The following is a 20,136-nucleotide window of genomic DNA, read 5'->3' on the forward strand; positions in this document are numbered from 1 at the left end:
TTAATTTCTAATGGGATCTCAGTACATGATCAAGCTGACCTCAGCATGCACTCTACCTCCGTCAAGGTTTCACTCTAGCAGTGACTTAACATCCTCGATAATCTTATCTTCTGGCGGTTCTAATCCATTGTAGCGAGTGAGCACGGTTCCCTCTTGATCAACGAGGAAGACTGAGGTGGTATGGATCACCTGATCATCGCCTTCCACCTTCTGCACTTGTGATTTGAACATCTCAAGACTGTATTTTTCAATCGCTGCCTGACTGTAACCCGTGACAAAGCGCCAATGAGTCGTATCAGCCTTATATTTACCAAGGAACTCCTTAATCTTCGCCGGCGTATCAATAGAAGGGTCGACACTGAATGATAGTATATGTACGTCTTCAATTCCCTTTTCTTTTAGCTTCTGTTGAATTTCTGTCAGGTTGAAGGTCATAGGTGGACATACCGTAGTGCAGCTTGTAAACGCAAAGTTAACGAGCCATATCTTCCCTTTCATTTGTTCGGTACGAAAAGGCTGTCCGTCTTGATCAACCGCCTCAAATGCAGTAACCTTCCAGTCGTAATCATTCGGCTTCGGCTTGCCGCCACAAGCGACTAGAACGATCATAATTATAGTGATTACACTACTTACAAGTATCTTCTTCATACCGACCTCCACATTACGATACCACATCGTTTTTACTCTTATTGTATCGTAATTGCAAGTCTATTTTTACCATCTACGCCCCTATTAAGCTACGATATTGTGACATTTTCATACATACATACATACATACATCGTAGTGAGCAAAAAAACACTCTCCGCATATTAGCGAAGAGTGCTTGGTTCATATCCGGACAACGCTTCAATAGATTTGCATAGGCGTTCATACACGGAAGTCCAGGGGGCCATCTCTTTTAAATTTGACAGCATTCCGAGCAAGATCACCTTACGGGGACGTACTTGCAGCAGTTCTTCTTCCAGCACTTGAATAGAATCCAGAACATCTTGCTTATTCCAGCTTTTCTTCTCCTTCGAATCCATGTCCATACTCTCTACAGCCTCTCTCAGCTGCTTCACAAGCACAAGCGGATGCAATTGCTTTGGCTTCAAATGCTCCTCATCGAATCCGACCATGCTTCCATTCAGTATTGGCTCCGGTCCATGCTTCAACATCCCTTCGGCCACATAGTCCATGATCGTAACAATATACCTGCTGAGGCTGTCCATCTCGATGGGGAAATTGTCGAATAGCTTCATATACATATAGGTAAAAATCAGACTGCTAAGCAACGTTGCGCTGTCAAGCATATAAGGGCTGAATTGCTCCCCATAGATATCTTGCAATGATTCCATCAGCGTCTCTATATTAAACTTATTCATTTGCTGCATGTGTTCACGAAGCTCTTTGCTTTCGGTATGCTTCGTATTATCCCGTATCTGCATCTTGATAAACTCAGGATGTTCGTTCCAGATGTGAATATAAACCCCGATTTTGCTTATTAACCGTTCACGAGGATTAGGCTGTTTCTCGCGCTCCAACATCAGCAAGCGATCCTTCAATAATTTGGATTGATACATGAAGATGTTCAGCAGCAGCTCATCCTTGGAACTATAATATTGATACACACTTCCTTTTGACATTTTACAGAAGGAAGCGACTTCCTGCATCGTCGTCTGTACGTATCCCTTGGATGCAAACAATTTCATAGCCGATAATAGAATCTGCTTCTTCTTCTCTGGCATATGCTCTTCCATTCGCTGTCCTCCACACTTGGTTCCTAATAAGTTCTTAATATGACTATTGAGTTCTCAATATCATAACAAAAAGTGGCCATTACCTGCAACCACATGGGATTGGACATATGAAGATAAACTTATCATCTACTCCGATTGAGCCAAAATACACCGATTATTGAACCATTTCTCCTCGCTGTGCTGCACTGGTATATGATGCATCCTGCTTCCAGCCAATAAGCATGCCCGCACTTGCGAGCAACACAATGGCGCCAAATGCATAGGGGATCTGAACATGAATATCAAACAGGATTCCCGCAATCGCTGGCCCAATAATATTGCCAAGACTCATATAAGCATTGTTCATTCCTGCAACGAACCCTTGCTCATTCCCTGCCATCTTCGACAATAACGTATTGATTGCAGGCCGTACGATGGATGTTGCCACGAAGAATAACATCGTAACAAAGAAAATAAGAAAATAATTCGAGACGAACAACAACAAAATCATACTGATTGCAGATAATCCAAACATCGTGAGCAGAATCTTCTTCTCACCGAATGTTCGCAACAGGCGCTCAATTAGGACAGCTTGACAGATGACTCCGATTATCGCACCGAGTGTAATCATTAAGGAAATATCCTTCGGCGTAAATCCATATTTCACATCAACATACAAACCAAATATCGCTTCAAAATTCTGCAATCCGAACGTTAATGCGAACACCAGCACAAGCAGCATGAAATACGGCGCCTTCGCAGAAGCGGCCATCTGTCGGAGCAAATTTTCCTTCTTCTTCGTGTTGCTTCTCGCTGCCATCCGTTCCTCGACAGACAGAGATTCAGGCAGGAACAACAATGAGACTACCGTAGACAATCCAGCAAGTGCTGCTGCTGCGTAAAAAGGAACTCGAATTCCGTATTCCGCCAACATGCCTCCGATACCAGGCCCTATAACAACGCCGAGCGTCATGGAAGCCATAAGCATGCCGAGCCCCTTCCCCCGTTTCTCTTCCGTCGTAATGTCCGCTACATAGGCCATCATCGGAGGTGTCATTAACGCTGCTGACATTCCGCCTAGCAGTCGTGATACATACAACATCCACATGTGTTCAGCCATACCGAACAGTAGCTGTGAAACGGTAAATAAACCAATTCCCGTTACGATTAGCAGCTTTCTGCCGTATTTGTCAGACAACTCGCCAGCAATCGGCGAGCACAGAAATTGCGTTAATCCAAATGCCGCCACCAAATACCCCATTGCTTGCCCCGTAGCCCCAAACGCCGTCACATATTTCGGCATAATCGGAATGATCAGCCCCATTCCAACCATAGCAATGAACATGTTAACCATGAGGATAACAAGCGAACCTGAACCTTGCTTTTTTGTTGACAATGTTCTCCACCTCTTCTAAGAACCTATAAGTTTTATTTTTGACTTATTAGTCAAAACCCATAGTACTCTACTCGACTTCAGAATGTCAAACTCCATTTCCAATCCCTGTGCTCCCTATACTTCTGTTGCCAGCTACAAAAAAAGCCCTCAGACGAGGTAACTCGCCGAGGGCTGCCGTTCAATTCATGAGAGTGAAAGATTATAGATATAATGGGATCAGACATGTTGAATTCCTTCACCCTTCCTATTCAGCTTCTTAAGGAAGTTATACAGGCAGAAGGTGTTTCCTCCTGACCTTATGCAGAACAATTGTCTGGTTCCCCGCTAAATATATTCCCTTAGATAGTGGTTGATGCGTCCTCTGCAGTCACCGGAGAAGCAGCTGTATCAATGGACTGCGGCGTCACCTCGGCTGGACGGCTTTCGTGACTGCCTCCTTGCAAATTCAAACCAATTACGCCGAGAATAATAAGCAAGATCGATACAACCTTAATCCAAGACATTGACTCAGAGAAGAAATAATATCCGATAACGGCAATGGCTGCAGTACCAACACCTGACCATATCGCATAAGCGACACTGACATTAATCTGCTTCAGTGAGAAATTCAAGCTCGTAAACGCAAGCAAATAACAAACAATCATGAGAATGGAAGGAACCGGTCTTGTGAAACCGTTCGACATCTTCATTGAGATGGTTCCGATAATCTCCAATGTAATCGCACCGATTAAGTAAAGCCAACTCATCATAATTGCATCACAGCATTTCCCCCGTATCTATCGTTCTTCACCTATTGACTTCACGAAAATAGGCACAATAGAGCTATTATGTTGCATCACGAGCGCCTTGTCAAACAGCATAGCCACTCGCCTCAAATTAGGCGCTCTCTTCACTCCATTCGTCTAGTCACCATGCTCCTGACCCACATACACTTATAACGTAAGATAAAAGCATGACGAAAGGAGCCAATGAACATGTCCGAAGTATGTGGTTCAGTTGGAGGCTTTTGTGGTGGAGGTTTTACTAGCGTTGGCGTAATTCTTGTTCTCTTCATTTTGCTCGTTATTATTACTCGTTCCTTTGGCTGCGGATTCGGTTTCGGTTACTAATTTACGCCAACAACCCCGGCAGTTGCAGCCGGGGTTGTTCTCTATCTTATACTTCTTTATCTATTAGGATTCAAATAATGCCTGTGAGATATATTACCCTTGAGCATACCCACCCGGTATGGCGAACAATGCACTCGCTACCGTCTTCGTAGATTCGTTCATCTTGTCCTTCTGTCCAAGAATTTTTAACATCGGACAAGCTGTTTATATGGATTCATCCATAAAGGAACCGTCATCCATCCATGATCGTGCTATATACTTCTTTCCTGCGGTGATCACTGCATGATCGCTGCAAAATGGGATATGGTCATGTATTCAATGCTGCGTTCCATCATAGCTAACCCTCGCTTTGGCTTTAGGTTTTATCATTGCACATGCCATACCTGCAAAGATGAGAACGATTCCCCCTATCTGCATCCCTGTCGGCCGAAATCCAGTGATCCACGTATCCAGTAAAATTGCCACGGCGGGATCGAGAAATACGAGTACTGAAATGACTCGTGTAGGCAGCTCTCTCAAACTGTCAAAAAACAATAAATATACAAATCCGGTATGAATGAAGCCAGTCGCCACAATTGCGAACCAATTGCTCCATGTTAATGCACCATAAGACGACATATCAACAAATGGCAGCAGCAATACGATCCCGAGGCTCGTCTGCACAATCGTAATCGCATACCCACTTAGTTGAACAACACCCTTGCCTAACAATGTGGTCATTGCATAAAACACGGCTGCCATGAATGCCCACACTACCCCTGTTGTGAACAGCTCGTCCATGCTTGCGCCTCCTTCGATACCGATAACAAGAACAGTACCGACGAAGCATATCCCCACAGATAAAATAGACCAGACCGTTAATTTTTCCTTGAATAAGATACTTCCAACTAGCACGACAATTACCGGAGCCAAATGATATATCGATATCGCAATCGTAATCGACATCCACTCGAAGGACTTGAACAAGAACACCCAATTGCCCACAAGAAATACACCGCAAGCTATCGTTTGCAGCAATTCCCGTTTGCTCCACTGTTCACGCCGGTATTGGCCTGAAGCCGCCCAGCAAATTCCCAGAAATAATGTTGCGCAAATGCATCGTATGAAGACAAGCTCCATTGACGGTAATCCAGTATGCTCGGAGAAAAATCCGATAGAGCCAAAGATGCACATGGATATGATCATTTTCATCATTGGCAGCGAGTTATTCCATTTCAAGACGATGACAACCTCCTTTATGTACCTCACCATGTGAATGAATTTCATAGAACGCAGCCTTACTACCCTTCTACATTTTACCACATGTAACATATATAAAAAGAAGGGACAAGCTGTGCATCGCCTATCCCTTCCCTATAATCAACCTATCTCTGTTATTCTGATGCTTTTACCGCCCTTGTCTTCCCCTGCCACTTGTTCTTAATCGAATGAATGATTTGGGCAATCGCGCCATCACCAGTTACATTAGCAGCCGTACCGAAGCTGTCCTGTGCAATATACAGTGCAATGGCAAGACTAATCATTGATTCATCGAAGCCGAGCATGGATTGGAACAATCCGGTTGCCGCCATGACGCCGCCGCCAGGAACACTTGGTGCTGCAATCATCGATATGCCTAACATGAAGATGAACGGCATCATTGTGCTTACCGATAATGGCGCGCCATTAATGTACATGATCGCACTTGCTACGGAAGTAATCGTAACCGTTGAGCCAGTAATATGAATCGTTGCACATAACGGTACCACGAAGTTTGATACTTCCTCATCGGTACCAAGCTTCTTCACTTGAGACATGGTCACGGGTATCGTTGCCGAAGAAGACTGCGTCCCTAGCGCTGTTAAATACGCCGGGAGCATCGTACGCAGCATCGTGATCGGGTTGCGCTTGTTCATTATGCCCGCGATCGTATACTGTCCAACAATGACTACAGCATGCAGCACTAAAATGACGACGAACACTTTAAGGAACACTTGCAGAATGAATGCAACCTCGCCTGCTTGTGTCATGTTCATAAAGATACCCGCAATGTGGAACGGCAATAGTGGAATCAATATCGCATTGATTACCTTGCCTACAATCTCCTTGAACTCCAACGATGCGGTAAGCAAGACATTTGACTTCACAAACGTAATGCCGACACCGATCACGAAGGACAGCAGCAGAGCAGTCATAATATCGAATACCGGTGGCATGTCCAATTTGAAGTAACTTGTTAGCAGCATCTCTTCTGGATTGCTCGCCCGAAGGCCAGATGCTCCAGACAGCAGCCACGGGAATGTTGTCTTGGCGACGCCGTATGCCAGCATGCCAGACAATACCGTGGATACATATACAATCAATGCCGTTATGCCAAGAAGCTTGCCAGCTCCCCTCCCCAACTCTCCAATGCCTGGGATAATAAAACCAAGAATGATTAACGGTATGAGAAAGCTCAAAAATTGCCCGAATAAATGATTAAACGTAGCAAATATTCTTATAAACCAATCTGGCATAATTAGTCCCGCTCCAGTACCGAGCAGGATTGCGATAATAATACGCGGTAATAATCCTAGTTTTCTCATGATGTACTCCCCTCCAGTGCACGCAAACAAATCAATATATATGTCCTCGCACAGTGTACATATGTATCCTTCTTGAACACATTGTCCATATTAGCACACAACGAAAGAGAACAACACTGACAAATTGAGGGATTCATTGCTCAACTATAGGATGTACTCGTCCCCTTGAATCCATGATAACTGATTCAAGCATTCTCATTAACTTGGCGATACGATCATTTCAAGATTATGCTTCGCTGCTCATATGTGGTAATGTGATAGAGAGACAACTGCAGCGTTGCTGCAGCAAGGACAAGGAGGAAATATTTTTGAATCGCACAAAATCCATTACATTCTTCACGCTCATGCTAGTCGTACTGCTTATCGTGGCTGGTTGCGGCAGCAAGCCAAGTACTGGGCAAAATGGAGCGGCAGACACAACCAAGTCTGGTCAAGAGACGAACAAGGAGGCTCCGAAAGATAACAGCGATAGCAAAAAGACTTCCAATTCCAAAAATCCGATTGTCACGATCGAAATGGAAAGCGGAGACAGCATTGAGATTGAGCTGTATCCTGACAAAGCTCCGAACACCGTAAACAACTTTATTTCTCTCGTGAACAAAGGATTTTATGACGGGACGATCTTCCATCGTGTTATTCCAGGATTTATGATTCAAGGAGGAGATCCTCAAGGCATCGGCATTGGCGGGCCTGGTTATGGCATTAAGGGAGAATTTGCGAACAATGGAGTAGAGAATGACCTGAAGCATACGGAAGGCGTATTATCAATGGCACGCTCTCAGGATCCGAATTCAGCAGGATCCCAATTCTTCATCATGGTAGCAGACGCACCACACTTGGATGGGGATTACGCAGCCTTTGGCAAAGTGATCAAAGGGATGGAAATCGCGCAAGCGATCGTGAATGTACCAACCGGCGCTAACGACAAGCCGGAGAAAGACCAAAAAATGAAAAAGGTTACTGTAAATACATTCGGCATCACGTATCCGGAGCCTGAAAAAATTCAAAGCTAACTCATAAGCTAATATATTTGATAACAGGGACAATAGAAGGCTGGCTCCTTCTTTTGTCCCTGTTCTATTTTATATAACCCATCAATGGGAATCACGTAATCATGCTGATGTGCTGGTGAGCACTCTATTTATCGGCTTAAGGTGATTTCGCAGCCTAAGGAACGTTGTAAGGAGACAGGGGCTGCACTACTTCCGTGCGCCCCGTTGTCCTTTGCTGGCATTGCTGCGAGATGAACGAGATTGGATCGACGGCTGTGACTTCCGTACTGGCTTTCCATAATGACGGCGACCTTCTGCTTTTGCACGATTTCCTTTTGTGAGCGCAATTGGGCCCATTAATGACTGAAAAGTGCTGTACATGGATCGTGCTTGCTGGAACATGCCGAACATCTTCTGAATTTTGCCGAACGTATTCATCAGATCATCGATTCCATACTGTCTGTTCAATGAAGTGTAAGAACCACCGCCTGCGTTGCCTGCAGCTTCTTGATTCGCAACTGCATTGGATGCAGAGGGATCCGTTGGGGTTGTCAGCCCCATTACATTTTGATTCATGTAAGGCGCAGATGCTTTCGTTCTGCCCGGCTTGCTGATAGATCGTGAGGCTGCTCTAGGCGAGGCGGACAGCTTGTGCTTAGGTTTCGAGCCTTTGCGTCGAGACGTTCTCATGATGACGACCATCCTTTACCTCTGCTTGTATGGGTGATTCCACTCTTGGTAGAGCGGAAGCCTTACAAGATAATCTATGCACTCCCGCAACAGCTCGTATAGGTGACTATCTCTTTATTCGTATTTTTGTGCCATTACCCAACTAGGGGTCTGATCTTAGGAAATACTTGCAAGGCGTTATGATAAAATACTTCCTCATGATGACGCTCCGGAATGACCGTTTTCACAAAGTCAATGTAGGTTCCAATCGGAGCAAGTGGCCAATCTGTTCCGAAGAGCAGCTTATCATAGCGGTCACAATACACGATGGCGTGGCGCAAATGCTGAAAAAATAATGGCGACTCCTCGTCCAAACGCGCAAATCGCCTTGAATCTCCCACAAGCAGCCCCGACAGATCTGCATACACGTTTCGATTCTTATATACGACCTCTGCTCCGTCCAGTACCCATGGATCACCGAAGTGTGCCATCATCATCGTCACATCACGATGCTTCACGGCCACTTCATCAATCGTTAACGGATGGGCGTATTTCAGCAGCCCCCGTTCTGAATACGTATCTCCACAGTGGAATACAACCGGAACCTCGTACTTGGCAGCCAACTCATATACCCGATCATAGACACTGTCGAATGCATAGAATGGATAATAGCCAAGATACAATTTCAATCCCACTGCTTGCGGCTTCTGCAGTTCGAGCTCTATCCGTGCCCATGCCTCTTCATCGCATTGATAGGGATTGATACCAATACAATAAGCAATCGAAGGAGGGAGCTCATCAACAAGATCAAGTACCATCGGGTTATGGGCCTCAGCATCAGGGAATCCCTCTGCTTTCGTCTCTGCCAGCCCCATTCCGATACCGAAGACAACACCATGCTGTGCGTATTCTTGCAGAAGCCCCTTCACACTGTAATCTACCTTGGATAATTCGTCTGCCGTACGCTGGAACTCCTCGATTCGGGACAGGTGCATATGGGCATCAATGATTTTCACCCCTTGACCACCTCCGGCTCAGATTGCGGAAAACGAATAGCACGAAGATAGGTTAGCGCCTCCGGTTCGATTCTTTCCATCGAGAACATCAGCATAACGGGAGTAGTACGCTGAGTATGACCGTTCGGGATGTGCAGCTTGTGAATCACATTTGTATGTGTCACTTCTTTATTGGCATACACGCTCGAGCGAGAAATCGTATGATCCGTAACGATGTGCATAATGGCTGTCTTATCCCTGGAACCGAATCGATAATCAGAATTTTCATATACATCGACAACTCCCTTACCTTGAGGGAAAGCGATTGGCTTTCCGTTCGAAGAATGCGCTTCGAGCCAGCTATTTTGCTCAGGTTCCCCGTTATTAATGAACATTTCTTGCTCCAATCGATCATTCAAATAAGCTTGAGAAGCTTGATGCACATCTGTGAATTGGCATAATACCGGTACACCTGGCAACAGTAAATAATAATTGCTCAATCGAATCCCCTTATACTTTTCATGCTCACGAATATGAAGATCAACCCGAATTCCCTGCCATTCATTACGATGCTGATCATACAGCTTAACAAATTGTGCAGACCGTTCTTGTTTTAAGGCTGACAGCATCGTAAGCTGATCGAGGCTGGAGTAAAGCCCACCGACAAATGGATTCCACCATGACTTAACGTCCCGAGCTGGGAAATTACTCATTAACCATTCTTCCCCTTCAACTTCGAGCGAGAACAGAGAAGAATAATAGTCAGGTGCCGCTTTCATCCGAATAACTCCGTTATCAACCGTGTATACGGTATACTCCGACTCCACCGTCTCGGTGCAATCAATCGGGCTCGATAACTGACGGAAGATTGCTGAATGATACTGCCCTAGCTCTACATCCAAGCATGTGTGAGCATCAACAACATCAATCGATTGAAGAAGTGGCCGCAACGTCACGCTTGCTCGCGTTACCTCCTCTTCAGGCGATATGGAGCACTGGGCTTCAATCTCTGCCGAATAGCGGTATGACATCTGCACATTGCCGCTCCATATGCCATGTTTCCGATCCTCCAAGATCATGGTAGGTTCGCCCTTCACGAACGGATTCCGGTCTACTGGCTGCAGTTGCGTCTGAGGGGTAAGTTCGATATGCTCATCCCATCCCTCCTGCCTGGAACAAGCTCGAAATGCCTTCCAATCCACAAAGCTTCCCATTGAAATGAATATGGGCTCACTCTTCACTGTCTTCCAAGCATCAAGCATCCCTATATTCGTATCCAAATCCATATACCAGCCTTGAAACTTCAATTCGTATTTCTTACCCCAGCTTATCCCGATCGGCAGCTCGTCTCCGCGGCTGAATAACCAACGTTCCGTTATTAGGTTGCTATCCCAGAACTCATATTCACTTCCGATAGAATCATTCATTTCTACAAACTGACCCGCATAAGGAATGATAGCGCGGTAGAGATCATGACGAACGGATTGGGATATCCATAAATCTTCAAGCAGCGGCTTATCCCCTTCATTCGTTGCTTCGAACCAGCGTTCAACGATGCCATCACCATGAAGCCGAGTCATTACTTTCAATAAGACGCCCGGGAAAGCTGAGGAGCGGTAATGCACTTCCTTCACCATGGCTCCGTTCTCTTCTTTTGCAAAAGACACATGACTAGGCGCTGCCTTGGAGAACTCATCCGAAAATGGCTTGCCTAGTTTCGGAAATAAGAGACTCATGTGCTTGTCCATTCCGACGCAGCTAAGCGTTGTGTCGTTATGCTCCTTCATGAGAGATACTGCATATTTTCCATGTCCAATCTGCCATCCTGAGTTGCAACGCCCCCCGTAAGCTGCACCTATCCCTGGGAATGACGCACTGATTAACGGAAGGAATGACAATGATTCGCCAGACCCTGTCTCAACTTGTATAAGAAGCTCGGTTTGGTAATAACCGAATTGAAGAACTTGATACCGGAGTGGAATGGACTTGCAGGAGAGCGGCTCGATCTGAATTTCGAACTGGCTGTGTTCCCAATCGATCTGATCTTGAGAAGGGAGCATGAAGCGGAACGTCGCTGACTCTGCCAGGTGACTTGCGATGTCAAGATAGGCAACGCCTTGCTTCCTATGGAAGGCGCCGAGATCAGGAAGCCTCAATTCCACAGCAGCGGGCTGTTTCGGAACAACACCGACTCGGAACTGTGCGGATTTCCCATTGATCAACAGCTCTGTACATACAGTTGGAGTCGTTCTCCACTGGCTGATTTCCTCCTGCAATTGCTGAACATTGAATTCTGCCTGGAGGGTTGCTTCTCCAATTACATCAATTGATGACTGCCAATCAAAATGAATATTACGATCACTCTTCCCTTGAAGTTCGATATGAAGAGGTTTCCCTGACTTATTTACGAGATGGTAGTGAATCGAGTAGGTTCTTCCGCAAATCAGATCCGGCTGCGCGATCTCGGCCGTCAATATATAATCATCCGTATCAATCAGCCTCATACCGCGTCCTCTTCGTTCAAATTCCACTCTCAGCTTCTTGCCGGACTTCTCCCACTCATACCGATAATAGTCGAACCCATTCTGCTTGATGCCGTCAGGTGCGAGGGTGATTTCTCTCACGGAATCCTGATACCAATCAAAATACTCAAAATGATATGCCAATGCTTCTGTGCGGACTACCGTTGGGATAAAGTTCATGAGATGTGTCGTTTCATCCCGATCCTCCCAGAAGAATCCGCATTTTTTATATAAAGGAACCGCCTTCGTATTGCTTTGCCACGTGTACAAATCCAATCTTGGCCATCCTAATGTAATCGTGTCATCAATGACTTGATGTAAGAGCTGCTTGCCAATCTTCTGCCCATGATAGTCGGGATGGACATTTAATAAATGCACATACAGTGCGCCCGTGTCTTCCCGATACTCACATATTTTGCAATAGCCTACGACCCGTTCGCCGTCTAGCGCTAAGTATAAGTCTAGAGTATCCGCACTCTCCTCCCTCTGCCGCACTTGCTGTGCCGTCATCCTTGAATTTCCGCCGCCGAATGATTCATGACTATCATTCCACATGTCGGCGATCGCTGCTGCCAATTCGGGTCGATACTTCTCAATTTGGATTGTACGAATCATACCGCAACCTCCCAAGATTACTTCAACTAGAGCTAGCGGAGATGCCATTATGTGACATCGCCACTGTTGATTATATCATCATATCAGTGGATAAATGTTACATTTGAAATACACTTTCGAAATCACGTTCTCCCTCGTAAAACAGTCCAAAATCTAGTTGACAAGCTCAATCGTGAACAGCTACGATATGATTATTCATATGTCCATATATTGGAATTTACATCGTCGCCATCCTTACGATTCCCTGACTTTGGACGTTCCTTTCATTTACTGCAACTCATTTGTTGTATAGCTTCGAATGCATAATTGAATCCCCCTCTAGCGTATATAGAGGGATTTTCAATTTGTAGATCTAGAATATACGTTCTTAATCACAGTACATAGCGTCTTAGGTAGATTGGATGTGGAACTAGTATGAAAATACGGAGAACAAGACCGGACTTTCTCCTACTGCTGCTAACTGTCTTATTGGTAAGCTTCGGAATCATGATGACATTTAGCGCAAGCTCGTATACCGCGTTGCAATATTATAAACAACCTTGGTATTTCATTGATCGCCAGCTCGGATTTGCCTGTGTGGGATTCGTTCTTATGCTGCTGTTTATGTGCATTCCCTACCCGAAACTCAAGAAGCTATCTGTCCTGCTTGTCTTCGGCTCCATTGCCACCTTACTGCTCGTCCTGCTCATTGGCAAGGATGTTAATGGTGCAAGGCGCTGGCTTATGATAGGCGGCTTCACCATACAACCGACGGAGTTCATCAAATTATTTGTGCTGCTATATGCATCTATTCTCATTGCCCGCAAGGGAGACAAGATTCGCAGCTTCAAGCTCGGGCTGCTTCCACTCCTATTCGTGGTTGGCTGCATCGCCTTATTAATATTGAAACAGCCGGATTTCGGCTCTTCCCTGCTTATCATCATTGTAACCGGGGTTATCATCTATGTCGGTGGTGCAAAGCTGTCCCATCTTCGTTCCATCCTGCTAGGACTGGCGCCCATTATCATATTCCTCGCCGTGTTCAAAAGCTATCGGTTGAAGCGGATTACTTCCTTTATGAATCCGTGGGACGATCCTGATGGAAGCGGCTATCAGCTGATTCAATCATTATATGCTGTATCCCATGGCGGGATTGCTGGGACTGGATTTGGGCAGAGCATACAGAAGATGTCTTACCTGCCAGAGGCACACACAGATTTCATTTTCTCCATCATTGCGGAAGAATGGGGGTTATCAGGTACAATCTGTTTTCTCTTGCTCTACTTCCTCTTCCTTGCTCGTGGACTGCTTGTAGCCTTGCGTTGCAATGAACCGTTCGGACTAATCCTTGGTACGGGGATTATTTCTATGATAGGCATCCAACTTGTGATGAACATAGGTGCTGCCACTGGATTTCTGCCGATTACAGGTATCCCGCTTCCCTTCATCAGCTATGGAGGCTCTTCCCTGATTGTGTGTATGACTTCGGTTGGCATGCTGCTGAACATCTCTCGCTACACCTATGAGACTCAACAGGCTGAAAGTAAAAATATAAAAAGGAAAACGAGGTTTACTCATGAAAGAAAGATTGGAGCGCATTAACTATTTCATTAGCTGTTGGTATCGATCGGTCTCGTTCTAAGTAAAAGCAGCTGCCAGAAATCTGAAAGCGGCTATCACTTATCTGAATCGAATCAATTTAGCACGCCAATATGATATTGCGGCACACTGCTGTAATACCATGAAGCACGCAGAGACTTACCGGATAAGAACACGAACTTTAGAACATGCCAAAAAACCCGCGACTCCGCGGGTATCTTTATGTATTCGATTTGCGGTACAACATGCAGTCGTGCATCGCCTAGTCTGTTTATATTTCTTTGTTCGAATCCTGACCAATGGTCATACGATATTTCAATTCCGTAATATTATGCTCCATTTTACGAACGATTTCCTCAATGAATTTGACATCCACAGACGGCTCCGTGTTTACGATTTCTTCACGTTCACGATGCATCATTGAGATCTTATTTGCTCGTTCTTGCAGCTTCAATTCCTTGTATTTCTCCAACAGATCAGAGATTACCGCATAGAATTGGCTGTAATCCTTAATAATATCATCCAAGAATGCATCTACTTCATCGGGATCATATCCACGGAATTTGATCTGAAAATCCTTCTGATGAATGGTGAATGCATCCAGCGTAATTCCTAGCTGCTCAAACAATTCCTTCTGATGATCATATTGATCGTTCTTATTCTCTTCCATCTCTGTTCCTCCGTTCCATGCCAACCGGATCGCCTTCCTATTCCAAGTTGCGATCGATTTTATCTAAAGAACACACTATCAGCACTAACCGAACATTTCAAGTGTTTCCTTGTAACCTGTAAGTAAATGGCAAACAAAATCCTTCTTTGCCCGCGTCAAATCGGAAAATGCCCCAGTCTTGTATGATAAGACTGAGGCAAGGTGCCTACACGATTACACGGTATCGTTGTCCTTAGCTGCGGAACGGTTCGCTCCCGCTTGTTCGAAAGCTTCTGCACTAAACTCCACATTATTGGCCTGCTCAGGAACAGGAAGCTTATTCAGCTTCGTGGATTGAACCTCTGCTTTTGTAGCAACTTGATCATCATGAGATTGCTTGTTGTTCATTGCTGCCCCTCCTTTCCCTAACCTAGGATCGAAGGTTATTATGTGCATGAACATGCATTTCCATACCTATCCATCACATTGTTTGTAGTGGATTAGGAATTCACTACAGCAGCATTCCCGTTTATATAAGTCCGTTCTTGCAGTGAGATTTCGATAATACGATGAAGCAGCTCACCGTACGATATCCCCGCTGCTTGTGCACTTTTAGGCAATAAGCTGTTTTTCGTCAACCCAGGAAGCGTATTGACTTCAATCACGTACGGAGTTCCTTGATGTAAAATCATATCAATACGAGCGTATACACTGCATTGCGCAGCTTCATATACGCCAAGAGCAGTCCGGCTAACCTGCTGCATCACTTGCTCCGGCAGCTCGATAACTACCTCGTCCGCACCACCATCTTCGTACTTGGAGGTATAATCGAAAAATTCCCCCTTCGGCTTAATCGATAGAATCGGCAGCATTGCTCCATCTAATATGGAGCATGTGATCTCTTCGCCTTGAATATATTGCTCAATCAGCACTTCCGAATCATATTGGAACGCTTCCTCTAAGGCCGCGACAAGCGCATCACGATTGTGCACCAACTGTACACCGATGCTGGATCCGCCTGCGTTTGGCTTAATGACGAGCGGATAACCTAGGTCTGCCTCAATCCGATCGATATCATAGGCGGAATTCGATCGCAGCATAAGCCAATCCGCTGTTGCGAAGCCTTCAAACTTCACTAGCTTCTTCGTCAGCAGCTTATTCATACATAAACTGCTTGATAATATCCCGCCCCCGGTATACGGAATCCCGAGCGTATCAAGTGTTCCTTGAATGGTACCGTCTTCACCGAACGCCCCATGCAAGGCGAGGAGAGCGATATCAATCCCTGCAACCTTGTCAATCAGCTCTGCTTTGCTGTTCAATACAATAGGTACCGCTTCATATTTGCCAGTTAGGTGTTTCATCATTTCCTGACCTGTCATAAGCGAGACATCCCGTTCTGTAGACACGCCCCCCATAATGATACCAACCTTCATCTGTTATCCCCCCTGGATGATTTGCTTTATTACGTTCCCTATGATTCGAGTCCCTCGCTCGATGTCTGGCTCCGATACGCGTGAAAATCCAATGCGGAATGTGTTGGCGCCTCCTCCATCTGTGTAGAATCGGCTTCCAGGTGTAAATAGAACGCCCTGTTCACGGCACTTCATAAGTACATCCTCAACATTAACCGAAGGATCCAGTTCAATAAATAAGTGGAGTCCACCATCGCCCCATAATCTGCGGAGTGGAATATGTTGTTCACAACACTGTACAGCCCATTCGTACTTGCGTTTATATACGGATTTGGCTTTTTTCAAATAAGATTCAAAATGCCCATTGTGTAAGTATTGATAGAGTACCGCTTGATCCAATGTTGAGGTATGGATCGTTCGAGCCCTCTTCATACTAACGAGATATGAAATGAGCTGCTCATCTGCAATAATCCAGCCGATTCTCATTCCTGGAAACAAAATTTTAGAGAAACTCCCGATATAGATAACATGATTAGCCCCGCCAGCGCAGGCAATAAGTGGTGCGACATGCGCACCTGAATAGCGCAGTTCCTCACTAAAGCCGTCTTCGATTACGGGTATGCCGTGCTTGGCAAATAAGCGGATTGCAGTCATCCGCTTGCTAGGAGACATCACCACTCCAGTAGGATTCTGATAGGATGGGATTAAGTATGCCAGATCATAGGAACGTTCCTCTAAGGCATTCGTTACCTGTTCCATGTTCATCCCATCGTGCTCCATCGCAATGCCTTCGATCTCGAGGCCATGCATCTTGAACAATTTAATGGCACTATGATGGGTAGGATTCTCACAAATGACACGCCCATGACGCTTATCCATAGCAGATAGGACAATATCGAGTCCTTCCGTGAAGCCGTTCGTAATGAGCATATCCCTGCCCTTCATATCAATGCCCTTAGATTCCATATATTGCTTCAACTCTTCAATTAGCGGCTGATATCCCTGAGCATATCCGTAATTCAGCATAATCTCGCCTTCGGCTGCAATACGGTCTACCAATGCCTGCTTAACATATTGAAGTGGAAATAATGATTCATCTGGCGCAATACTCATAAACGAGATCATTCCGCGCTCGCCGCGTACACCGTGTTTCATCACATCCATGCGCTCAGCAGTTTGCGCCTTCTCGCTCATTCTCTTGTTCCAGTCCATATTTGCTATAATTGTATCGGCTCGTTCAGCAGGTGAAGCATAGCTGCCCTGCCCAGGGATTGAATAGATGAGCCCTTCATCAGCAAGTTCTTGATAAGCTGCAATAACGGTGTTGCGGCTTACACCCCATACATTGCCAAGCTCCCTTGTCGAGGGAAGCTTCTGATCAGCTGTAAGCCATCCGCGATTAATGAGCAGTCGCAAATAATCTCTAACTTGCAAATAAGCTGGTCTCCCTGGGATCAGCTTAAAATCTTGGAACATGTGCTCAACTCCCCTTTCTTATCTTGGCACAAACCCTTCCAAATGAGAAGAACCACATTCAGGTTATTTTACAACCGATGCGGTTCTTAGTCGATGTGATAGTGGAATCTAGCACTCTGCTGTAGTAAACTAGTATGCATCATCCAGATATGATTTGGACGAGCTCTAGGAAGCAACACGATTACTATTAATATTGACTACTACATTGGAGTGATTGCTTGTGACAACGTTACCATTGAATGAACGTGGAATTCCGGCAAGCCGCATCGTGCTTGGCTGCATGGGAATGGGCGGAAGCTGGGATAATGAGCCGTATACAAATGAACATGTGAAGCGTGCGGAAGCTGCTATTGAAGCGGCGCTTGAGATTGGCATCAACATGTTCGACCATGCGAATATTTACTCCCGCGGCAAAGCGGAGCAAGTATTTGGCGACGTGCTGAAAGCGCAACCAGGATTACGCGAGAAGATTATTATCCAATCCAAATGCGGCATTCGTTTCGCTGATGGTGATATTCCGGGAAGATATGATTTCTCCAAGTCTCACATCTTAGAGAGTGTCGACGGCATTCTTAGTCGTCTCGGTATTGAATACTTGGACATATTGCTGTTGCACCGTCCTGATCCTCTGTTGGAACCGGAAGAAGTCGCTGAAGCATTCAACCAATTGAAGCAATCCGGCAAAGTGCGATATTTCGGCGTATCCAATATGAGTGCTGGTCAGATTCGACTTCTGCAATCATGCTTCAATGAACCGTTCGTTGCAAATCAGTTGGAAATGAGCTTAGCCCGCTATGGCTGGCTGGATGCAGGCGTGCACGTGAATCAAGCAGCTTCTGCTGACGATACCTTCCCAGATGGAACACTCGAATACTGCCGCATGAATGGCATTCAAATTCAATCTTGGGGACCGCTGGCGCAAGGCTTGTACTCTGGACGAAATCTTGACAATGAACCCGAATCGGTTCAAGCTACCGCGAAGCTTGTTCGGAAGCTAGCTTCCCAATACAACACAACTTGCGAAGCGATTGTACTTGCATGGCTAATGAGACATCCGGCACATATTCAGCCTGTAATTGGTACTGTTAATCCAGAGCGGATCCGCGCTTGCAAGGATGCAAATTCCATTACATTGACACGTGAAGAATGGTATTCTCTCTATGTCAGCACGAGAGGCCGTATGCTGCCTTAATCATCGTTGACACAGCGATATAGATGACTGAAACAAGCGGCATCCATCCGGATGCCGCTTTTCTTCTGTTGAATACGATTTTTTCGTTCAATATCGTAAATTCAAGATGATCAAATTTACAAAATGATTCGATGTGCATATTGACAATAATTTATTTATCTGTTATGATATATTATTTAATTATTGATATTGAATACCATCCGTGATAAAACATATTATGCTAAGACGCAATGGCAAACCTTACTCACGATGGAGGGATATACTATGATCGTTGCACCAGGAGTCATGATGTTAGAGTTGGAATCTGAAGGCATCGGAGGACCAGTAGCAATTCATCCTACTCTAATATGGGATGAAGAGGATGCAATACTAATCGACACTGGGATGCCAGGGGATTGGATTCGAATCCAGCATGCGATGCAAGAAGCAGGCGTGCCGCTCGATCGATTGCATGCTGTCCTGCTTACCCATCAAGACCTCGATCATATCGGGAGTCTGCCTGATGTGGTATCAGCCAAGGATGGCCATCTCGAGGTGATAGCACACCACGAAGACGCCCCCTACATAGAAGGCAAATCTCCACTCATTAAGACAAGCCATGAAGCTATGGCGAAGCTTCTGCCGCTGCTGCCAGAAGAACATCGTCCTAAGGTCTTGGCCATGTGTAACATACATCCATCAGCGAATGTAACCAGATTGATTACGGATAATGAAGTTCTTCCTTACTGTGGCGGAATCCACATTATCCACACGCCTGGCCATACAGCAGGGCATGTCAGCATCTATTTGGAGCGCAGCCGTATCTTGATAGCCGGCGACGCGATGATAAGCGTCGATGGAATGCTGCAAGGCCCCGTCCCGCATGCGACGCTGGACATGAACAGCGCAATTCACTCTCTCTCCAAGCTGGCCAAATATCCGATTGACACCGTCATCTGTTATCATGGCGGTCTGTCCGAACAGAACATACACCATCAGATCCTGCAACTATCACATTCGTCGATAACGAAGCCATAATAAAGAGGGCAGCTAACCAACATCTTATTGTGGTTAGCTGCCCTCTTCTTTTCTTTTGAAATCAACACACCATACACTTTTCAAATCTAATAATGAAATAACCACCTCACTGGTTCCTACTCTTACATTTCCTGCTCGCTCATAGAAATGTTGATTATTACGTATTGACCTTCACATCATGTCATCCTTTACACTATGTTTGTGGCCGCATTATGAAGGAGTTGGTAC

At 45.4% G+C, this 20,136-nt stretch carries 18 protein-coding genes; 5 read left to right on the forward strand and 13 right to left on the reverse strand.

Annotated features, from left to right (window positions below):
* Positions 1–69 precede the first annotated feature (69 nt).
* From BP95_RS0104430 to BP95_RS29515, 4 genes are all read right to left on the reverse strand, one after another.
* Complete coding sequence (locus BP95_RS0104430) at positions 70–648, reverse strand: SCO family protein (protein WP_028531504.1); 579 nt, start codon at positions 646–648, stop codon at positions 70–72.
* A gap of 162 nt (positions 649–810) precedes the next feature.
* On the reverse strand, positions 811–1,740 hold the full coding sequence (locus BP95_RS0104435) for a TetR/AcrR family transcriptional regulator (RefSeq protein WP_021255021.1): 930 nt from the start codon (positions 1,738–1,740) through the stop codon (positions 811–813).
* 154 nt (positions 1,741–1,894) lie between these two features.
* The gene (locus BP95_RS0104440; protein ID WP_021255022.1) at positions 1,895–3,115 is read right to left on the reverse strand and encodes an MFS transporter; all 1,221 of its coding nucleotides are present in this window, start codon (positions 3,113–3,115) and stop codon (positions 1,895–1,897) included.
* Between the two features lie 338 nt (positions 3,116–3,453).
* Entirely contained in the window at positions 3,454–3,864 is a 411-nt protein-coding gene (locus tag BP95_RS29515) for a DMT family transporter (RefSeq protein ID WP_021255023.1), read from the reverse strand.
* A 225-nt stretch (positions 3,865–4,089) separates the two neighbouring features.
* Between BP95_RS29515 and BP95_RS33480 the strand changes: the two genes are divergently transcribed.
* Positions 4,090–4,224, forward strand: a complete 135-nt coding sequence (locus tag BP95_RS33480; protein ID WP_197035277.1) for a sporulation protein YjcZ — start codon at positions 4,090–4,092, stop codon at positions 4,222–4,224.
* A 315-nt stretch (positions 4,225–4,539) separates the two neighbouring features.
* Here BP95_RS33480 and BP95_RS0104450 read toward each other — a convergent pair whose 3' ends face one another.
* Positions 4,540–5,475 (reverse strand): DMT family transporter, encoded by a 936-nt coding sequence (locus tag BP95_RS0104450; protein ID WP_051249956.1) that lies wholly within the window; start codon positions 5,473–5,475, stop codon positions 4,540–4,542.
* Between the two features lie 122 nt (positions 5,476–5,597).
* Positions 5,598–6,788, reverse strand: coding sequence for a dicarboxylate/amino acid:cation symporter (locus BP95_RS0104455; RefSeq protein ID WP_028531505.1), 1,191 nt, complete (start codon positions 6,786–6,788; stop codon positions 5,598–5,600).
* Positions 6,789–7,096: 308 nt separating this feature from the next.
* Here BP95_RS0104455 and BP95_RS29520 point away from each other — a divergent pair, with 308 nt between their 5' ends.
* The gene (locus BP95_RS29520) at positions 7,097–7,801 is read left to right on the forward strand and encodes a peptidylprolyl isomerase (protein ID WP_021255026.1); all 705 of its coding nucleotides are present in this window, start codon (positions 7,097–7,099) and stop codon (positions 7,799–7,801) included.
* Positions 7,802–7,987: 186 nt separating this feature from the next.
* Here BP95_RS29520 and BP95_RS0104465 read toward each other — a convergent pair whose 3' ends face one another.
* The 3 genes from BP95_RS0104465 to BP95_RS0104475 all read right to left on the reverse strand — a co-directional run bounded on the left by BP95_RS0104465 (position 7,988) and on the right by BP95_RS0104475 (position 12,581).
* Positions 7,988–8,470 carry a hypothetical protein gene (locus BP95_RS0104465; RefSeq protein WP_021255027.1) on the reverse strand — a complete coding sequence of 161 codons (483 nt, stop codon included), beginning with the start codon at positions 8,468–8,470 and terminating at the stop codon, positions 7,988–7,990.
* A gap of 134 nt (positions 8,471–8,604) precedes the next feature.
* Positions 8,605–9,465: an amidohydrolase family protein gene (locus tag BP95_RS0104470; protein ID WP_028531506.1), complete on the reverse strand. Its 861-nt coding sequence runs from the start codon at positions 9,463–9,465 to the stop codon at positions 8,605–8,607.
* Positions 9,462–12,581, reverse strand: coding sequence for a GNAT family N-acetyltransferase (locus tag BP95_RS0104475; RefSeq protein WP_028531507.1), 3,120 nt, complete (start codon positions 12,579–12,581; stop codon positions 9,462–9,464). The genes BP95_RS0104470 and BP95_RS0104475 overlap by 4 nt, the downstream gene beginning before the upstream one ends.
* A 414-nt stretch (positions 12,582–12,995) precedes the next feature.
* Here BP95_RS0104475 and ftsW point away from each other — a divergent pair, with 414 nt between their 5' ends.
* On the forward strand, positions 12,996–14,162 hold the full coding sequence (gene ftsW, locus BP95_RS0104480; protein ID WP_021255030.1) for a putative lipid II flippase FtsW: 1,167 nt from the start codon (positions 12,996–12,998) through the stop codon (positions 14,160–14,162).
* Between the two features lie 268 nt (positions 14,163–14,430).
* On the opposite strand, the gene BP95_RS34175 is transcribed toward ftsW, so the two are convergent.
* The 4 genes from BP95_RS34175 to pdxR all read right to left on the reverse strand — a co-directional run bounded on the left by BP95_RS34175 (position 14,431) and on the right by pdxR (position 17,699).
* Positions 14,431–14,829, reverse strand: coding sequence for a DivIVA domain-containing protein (locus tag BP95_RS34175; RefSeq protein WP_028531508.1), 399 nt, complete (start codon positions 14,827–14,829; stop codon positions 14,431–14,433).
* Between the two features lie 213 nt (positions 14,830–15,042).
* On the reverse strand, positions 15,043–15,216 hold the full coding sequence (locus BP95_RS33485) for a hypothetical protein (RefSeq protein WP_162833950.1): 174 nt from the start codon (positions 15,214–15,216) through the stop codon (positions 15,043–15,045).
* A gap of 92 nt (positions 15,217–15,308) precedes the next feature.
* Complete coding sequence (locus BP95_RS29525) at positions 15,309–16,244, reverse strand: D-alanine--D-alanine ligase (protein ID WP_021255032.1); 936 nt, start codon at positions 16,242–16,244, stop codon at positions 15,309–15,311.
* 3 nt (positions 16,245–16,247) lie between these two features.
* A complete protein-coding gene (gene pdxR / locus BP95_RS0104500) occupies positions 16,248–17,699 on the reverse strand; it encodes a MocR-like pyridoxine biosynthesis transcription factor PdxR (protein WP_028531509.1) in 1,452 nt (483 codons plus the stop codon).
* Positions 17,700–17,919: 220 nt separating this feature from the next.
* On the opposite strand from pdxR, the gene BP95_RS0104505 reads away from it, so the two are divergent.
* Positions 17,920–18,891 carry an aldo/keto reductase gene (locus BP95_RS0104505; protein WP_028531510.1) on the forward strand — a complete coding sequence of 324 codons (972 nt, stop codon included), beginning with the start codon at positions 17,920–17,922 and terminating at the stop codon, positions 18,889–18,891.
* A 264-nt stretch (positions 18,892–19,155) separates the two neighbouring features.
* Positions 19,156–19,908, forward strand: coding sequence for an MBL fold metallo-hydrolase (locus tag BP95_RS0104510; RefSeq protein ID WP_021255035.1), 753 nt, complete (start codon positions 19,156–19,158; stop codon positions 19,906–19,908).
* Positions 19,909–20,136 lie beyond the last annotated feature (228 nt).

This window comes from Paenibacillus sp. UNC217MF, from assembly GCF_000686865.1.
Lineage (GTDB): Bacteria > Bacillota > Bacilli > Paenibacillales > Paenibacillaceae > Paenibacillus_B > Paenibacillus_B suaedae.

What these genes read in the sequence shown, in the direction of transcription:
- BP95_RS33485 (WP_162833950.1), bottom strand. Translation starts at nt 15,216, where the DNA reads ATGAACAACAAGCAATCTCATGATGATCAAGTTGCTACAAAAGCAGAG.
- BP95_RS0104435 (WP_021255021.1), bottom strand. Translation starts at nt 1,740, where the DNA reads ATGGAAGAGCATATGCCAGAGAAGAAGAAGCAGATTCTATTATCGGCT.
- BP95_RS29525 (WP_021255032.1), bottom strand. Translation starts at nt 16,244, where the DNA reads ATGAAGGTTGGTATCATTATGGGGGGCGTGTCTACAGAACGGGATGTC.
- BP95_RS0104455 (WP_028531505.1), bottom strand. Translation starts at nt 6,788, where the DNA reads ATGAGAAAACTAGGATTATTACCGCGTATTATTATCGCAATCCTGCTC.
- ftsW (WP_021255030.1), top strand. Translation starts at nt 12,996, where the DNA reads ATGAAAATACGGAGAACAAGACCGGACTTTCTCCTACTGCTGCTAACT.
- BP95_RS0104450 (WP_051249956.1), bottom strand. Translation starts at nt 5,475, where the DNA reads ATGGTGAGGTACATAAAGGAGGTTGTCATCGTCTTGAAATGGAATAAC.
- BP95_RS0104465 (WP_021255027.1), bottom strand. Translation starts at nt 8,470, where the DNA reads ATGAGAACGTCTCGACGCAAAGGCTCGAAACCTAAGCACAAGCTGTCC.
- BP95_RS33480 (WP_197035277.1), top strand. Translation starts at nt 4,090, where the DNA reads ATGTCCGAAGTATGTGGTTCAGTTGGAGGCTTTTGTGGTGGAGGTTTT.
- BP95_RS29515 (WP_021255023.1), bottom strand. Translation starts at nt 3,864, where the DNA reads ATGATGAGTTGGCTTTACTTAATCGGTGCGATTACATTGGAGATTATC.
- BP95_RS0104430 (WP_028531504.1), bottom strand. Translation starts at nt 648, where the DNA reads ATGAAGAAGATACTTGTAAGTAGTGTAATCACTATAATTATGATCGTT.
- pdxR (WP_028531509.1), bottom strand. Translation starts at nt 17,699, where the DNA reads ATGTTCCAAGATTTTAAGCTGATCCCAGGGAGACCAGCTTATTTGCAA.
- BP95_RS34175 (WP_028531508.1), bottom strand. Translation starts at nt 14,829, where the DNA reads ATGGAAGAGAATAAGAACGATCAATATGATCATCAGAAGGAATTGTTT.
- BP95_RS0104475 (WP_028531507.1), bottom strand. Translation starts at nt 12,581, where the DNA reads ATGATTCGTACAATCCAAATTGAGAAGTATCGACCCGAATTGGCAGCA.
- BP95_RS0104510 (WP_021255035.1), top strand. Translation starts at nt 19,156, where the DNA reads ATGATCGTTGCACCAGGAGTCATGATGTTAGAGTTGGAATCTGAAGGC.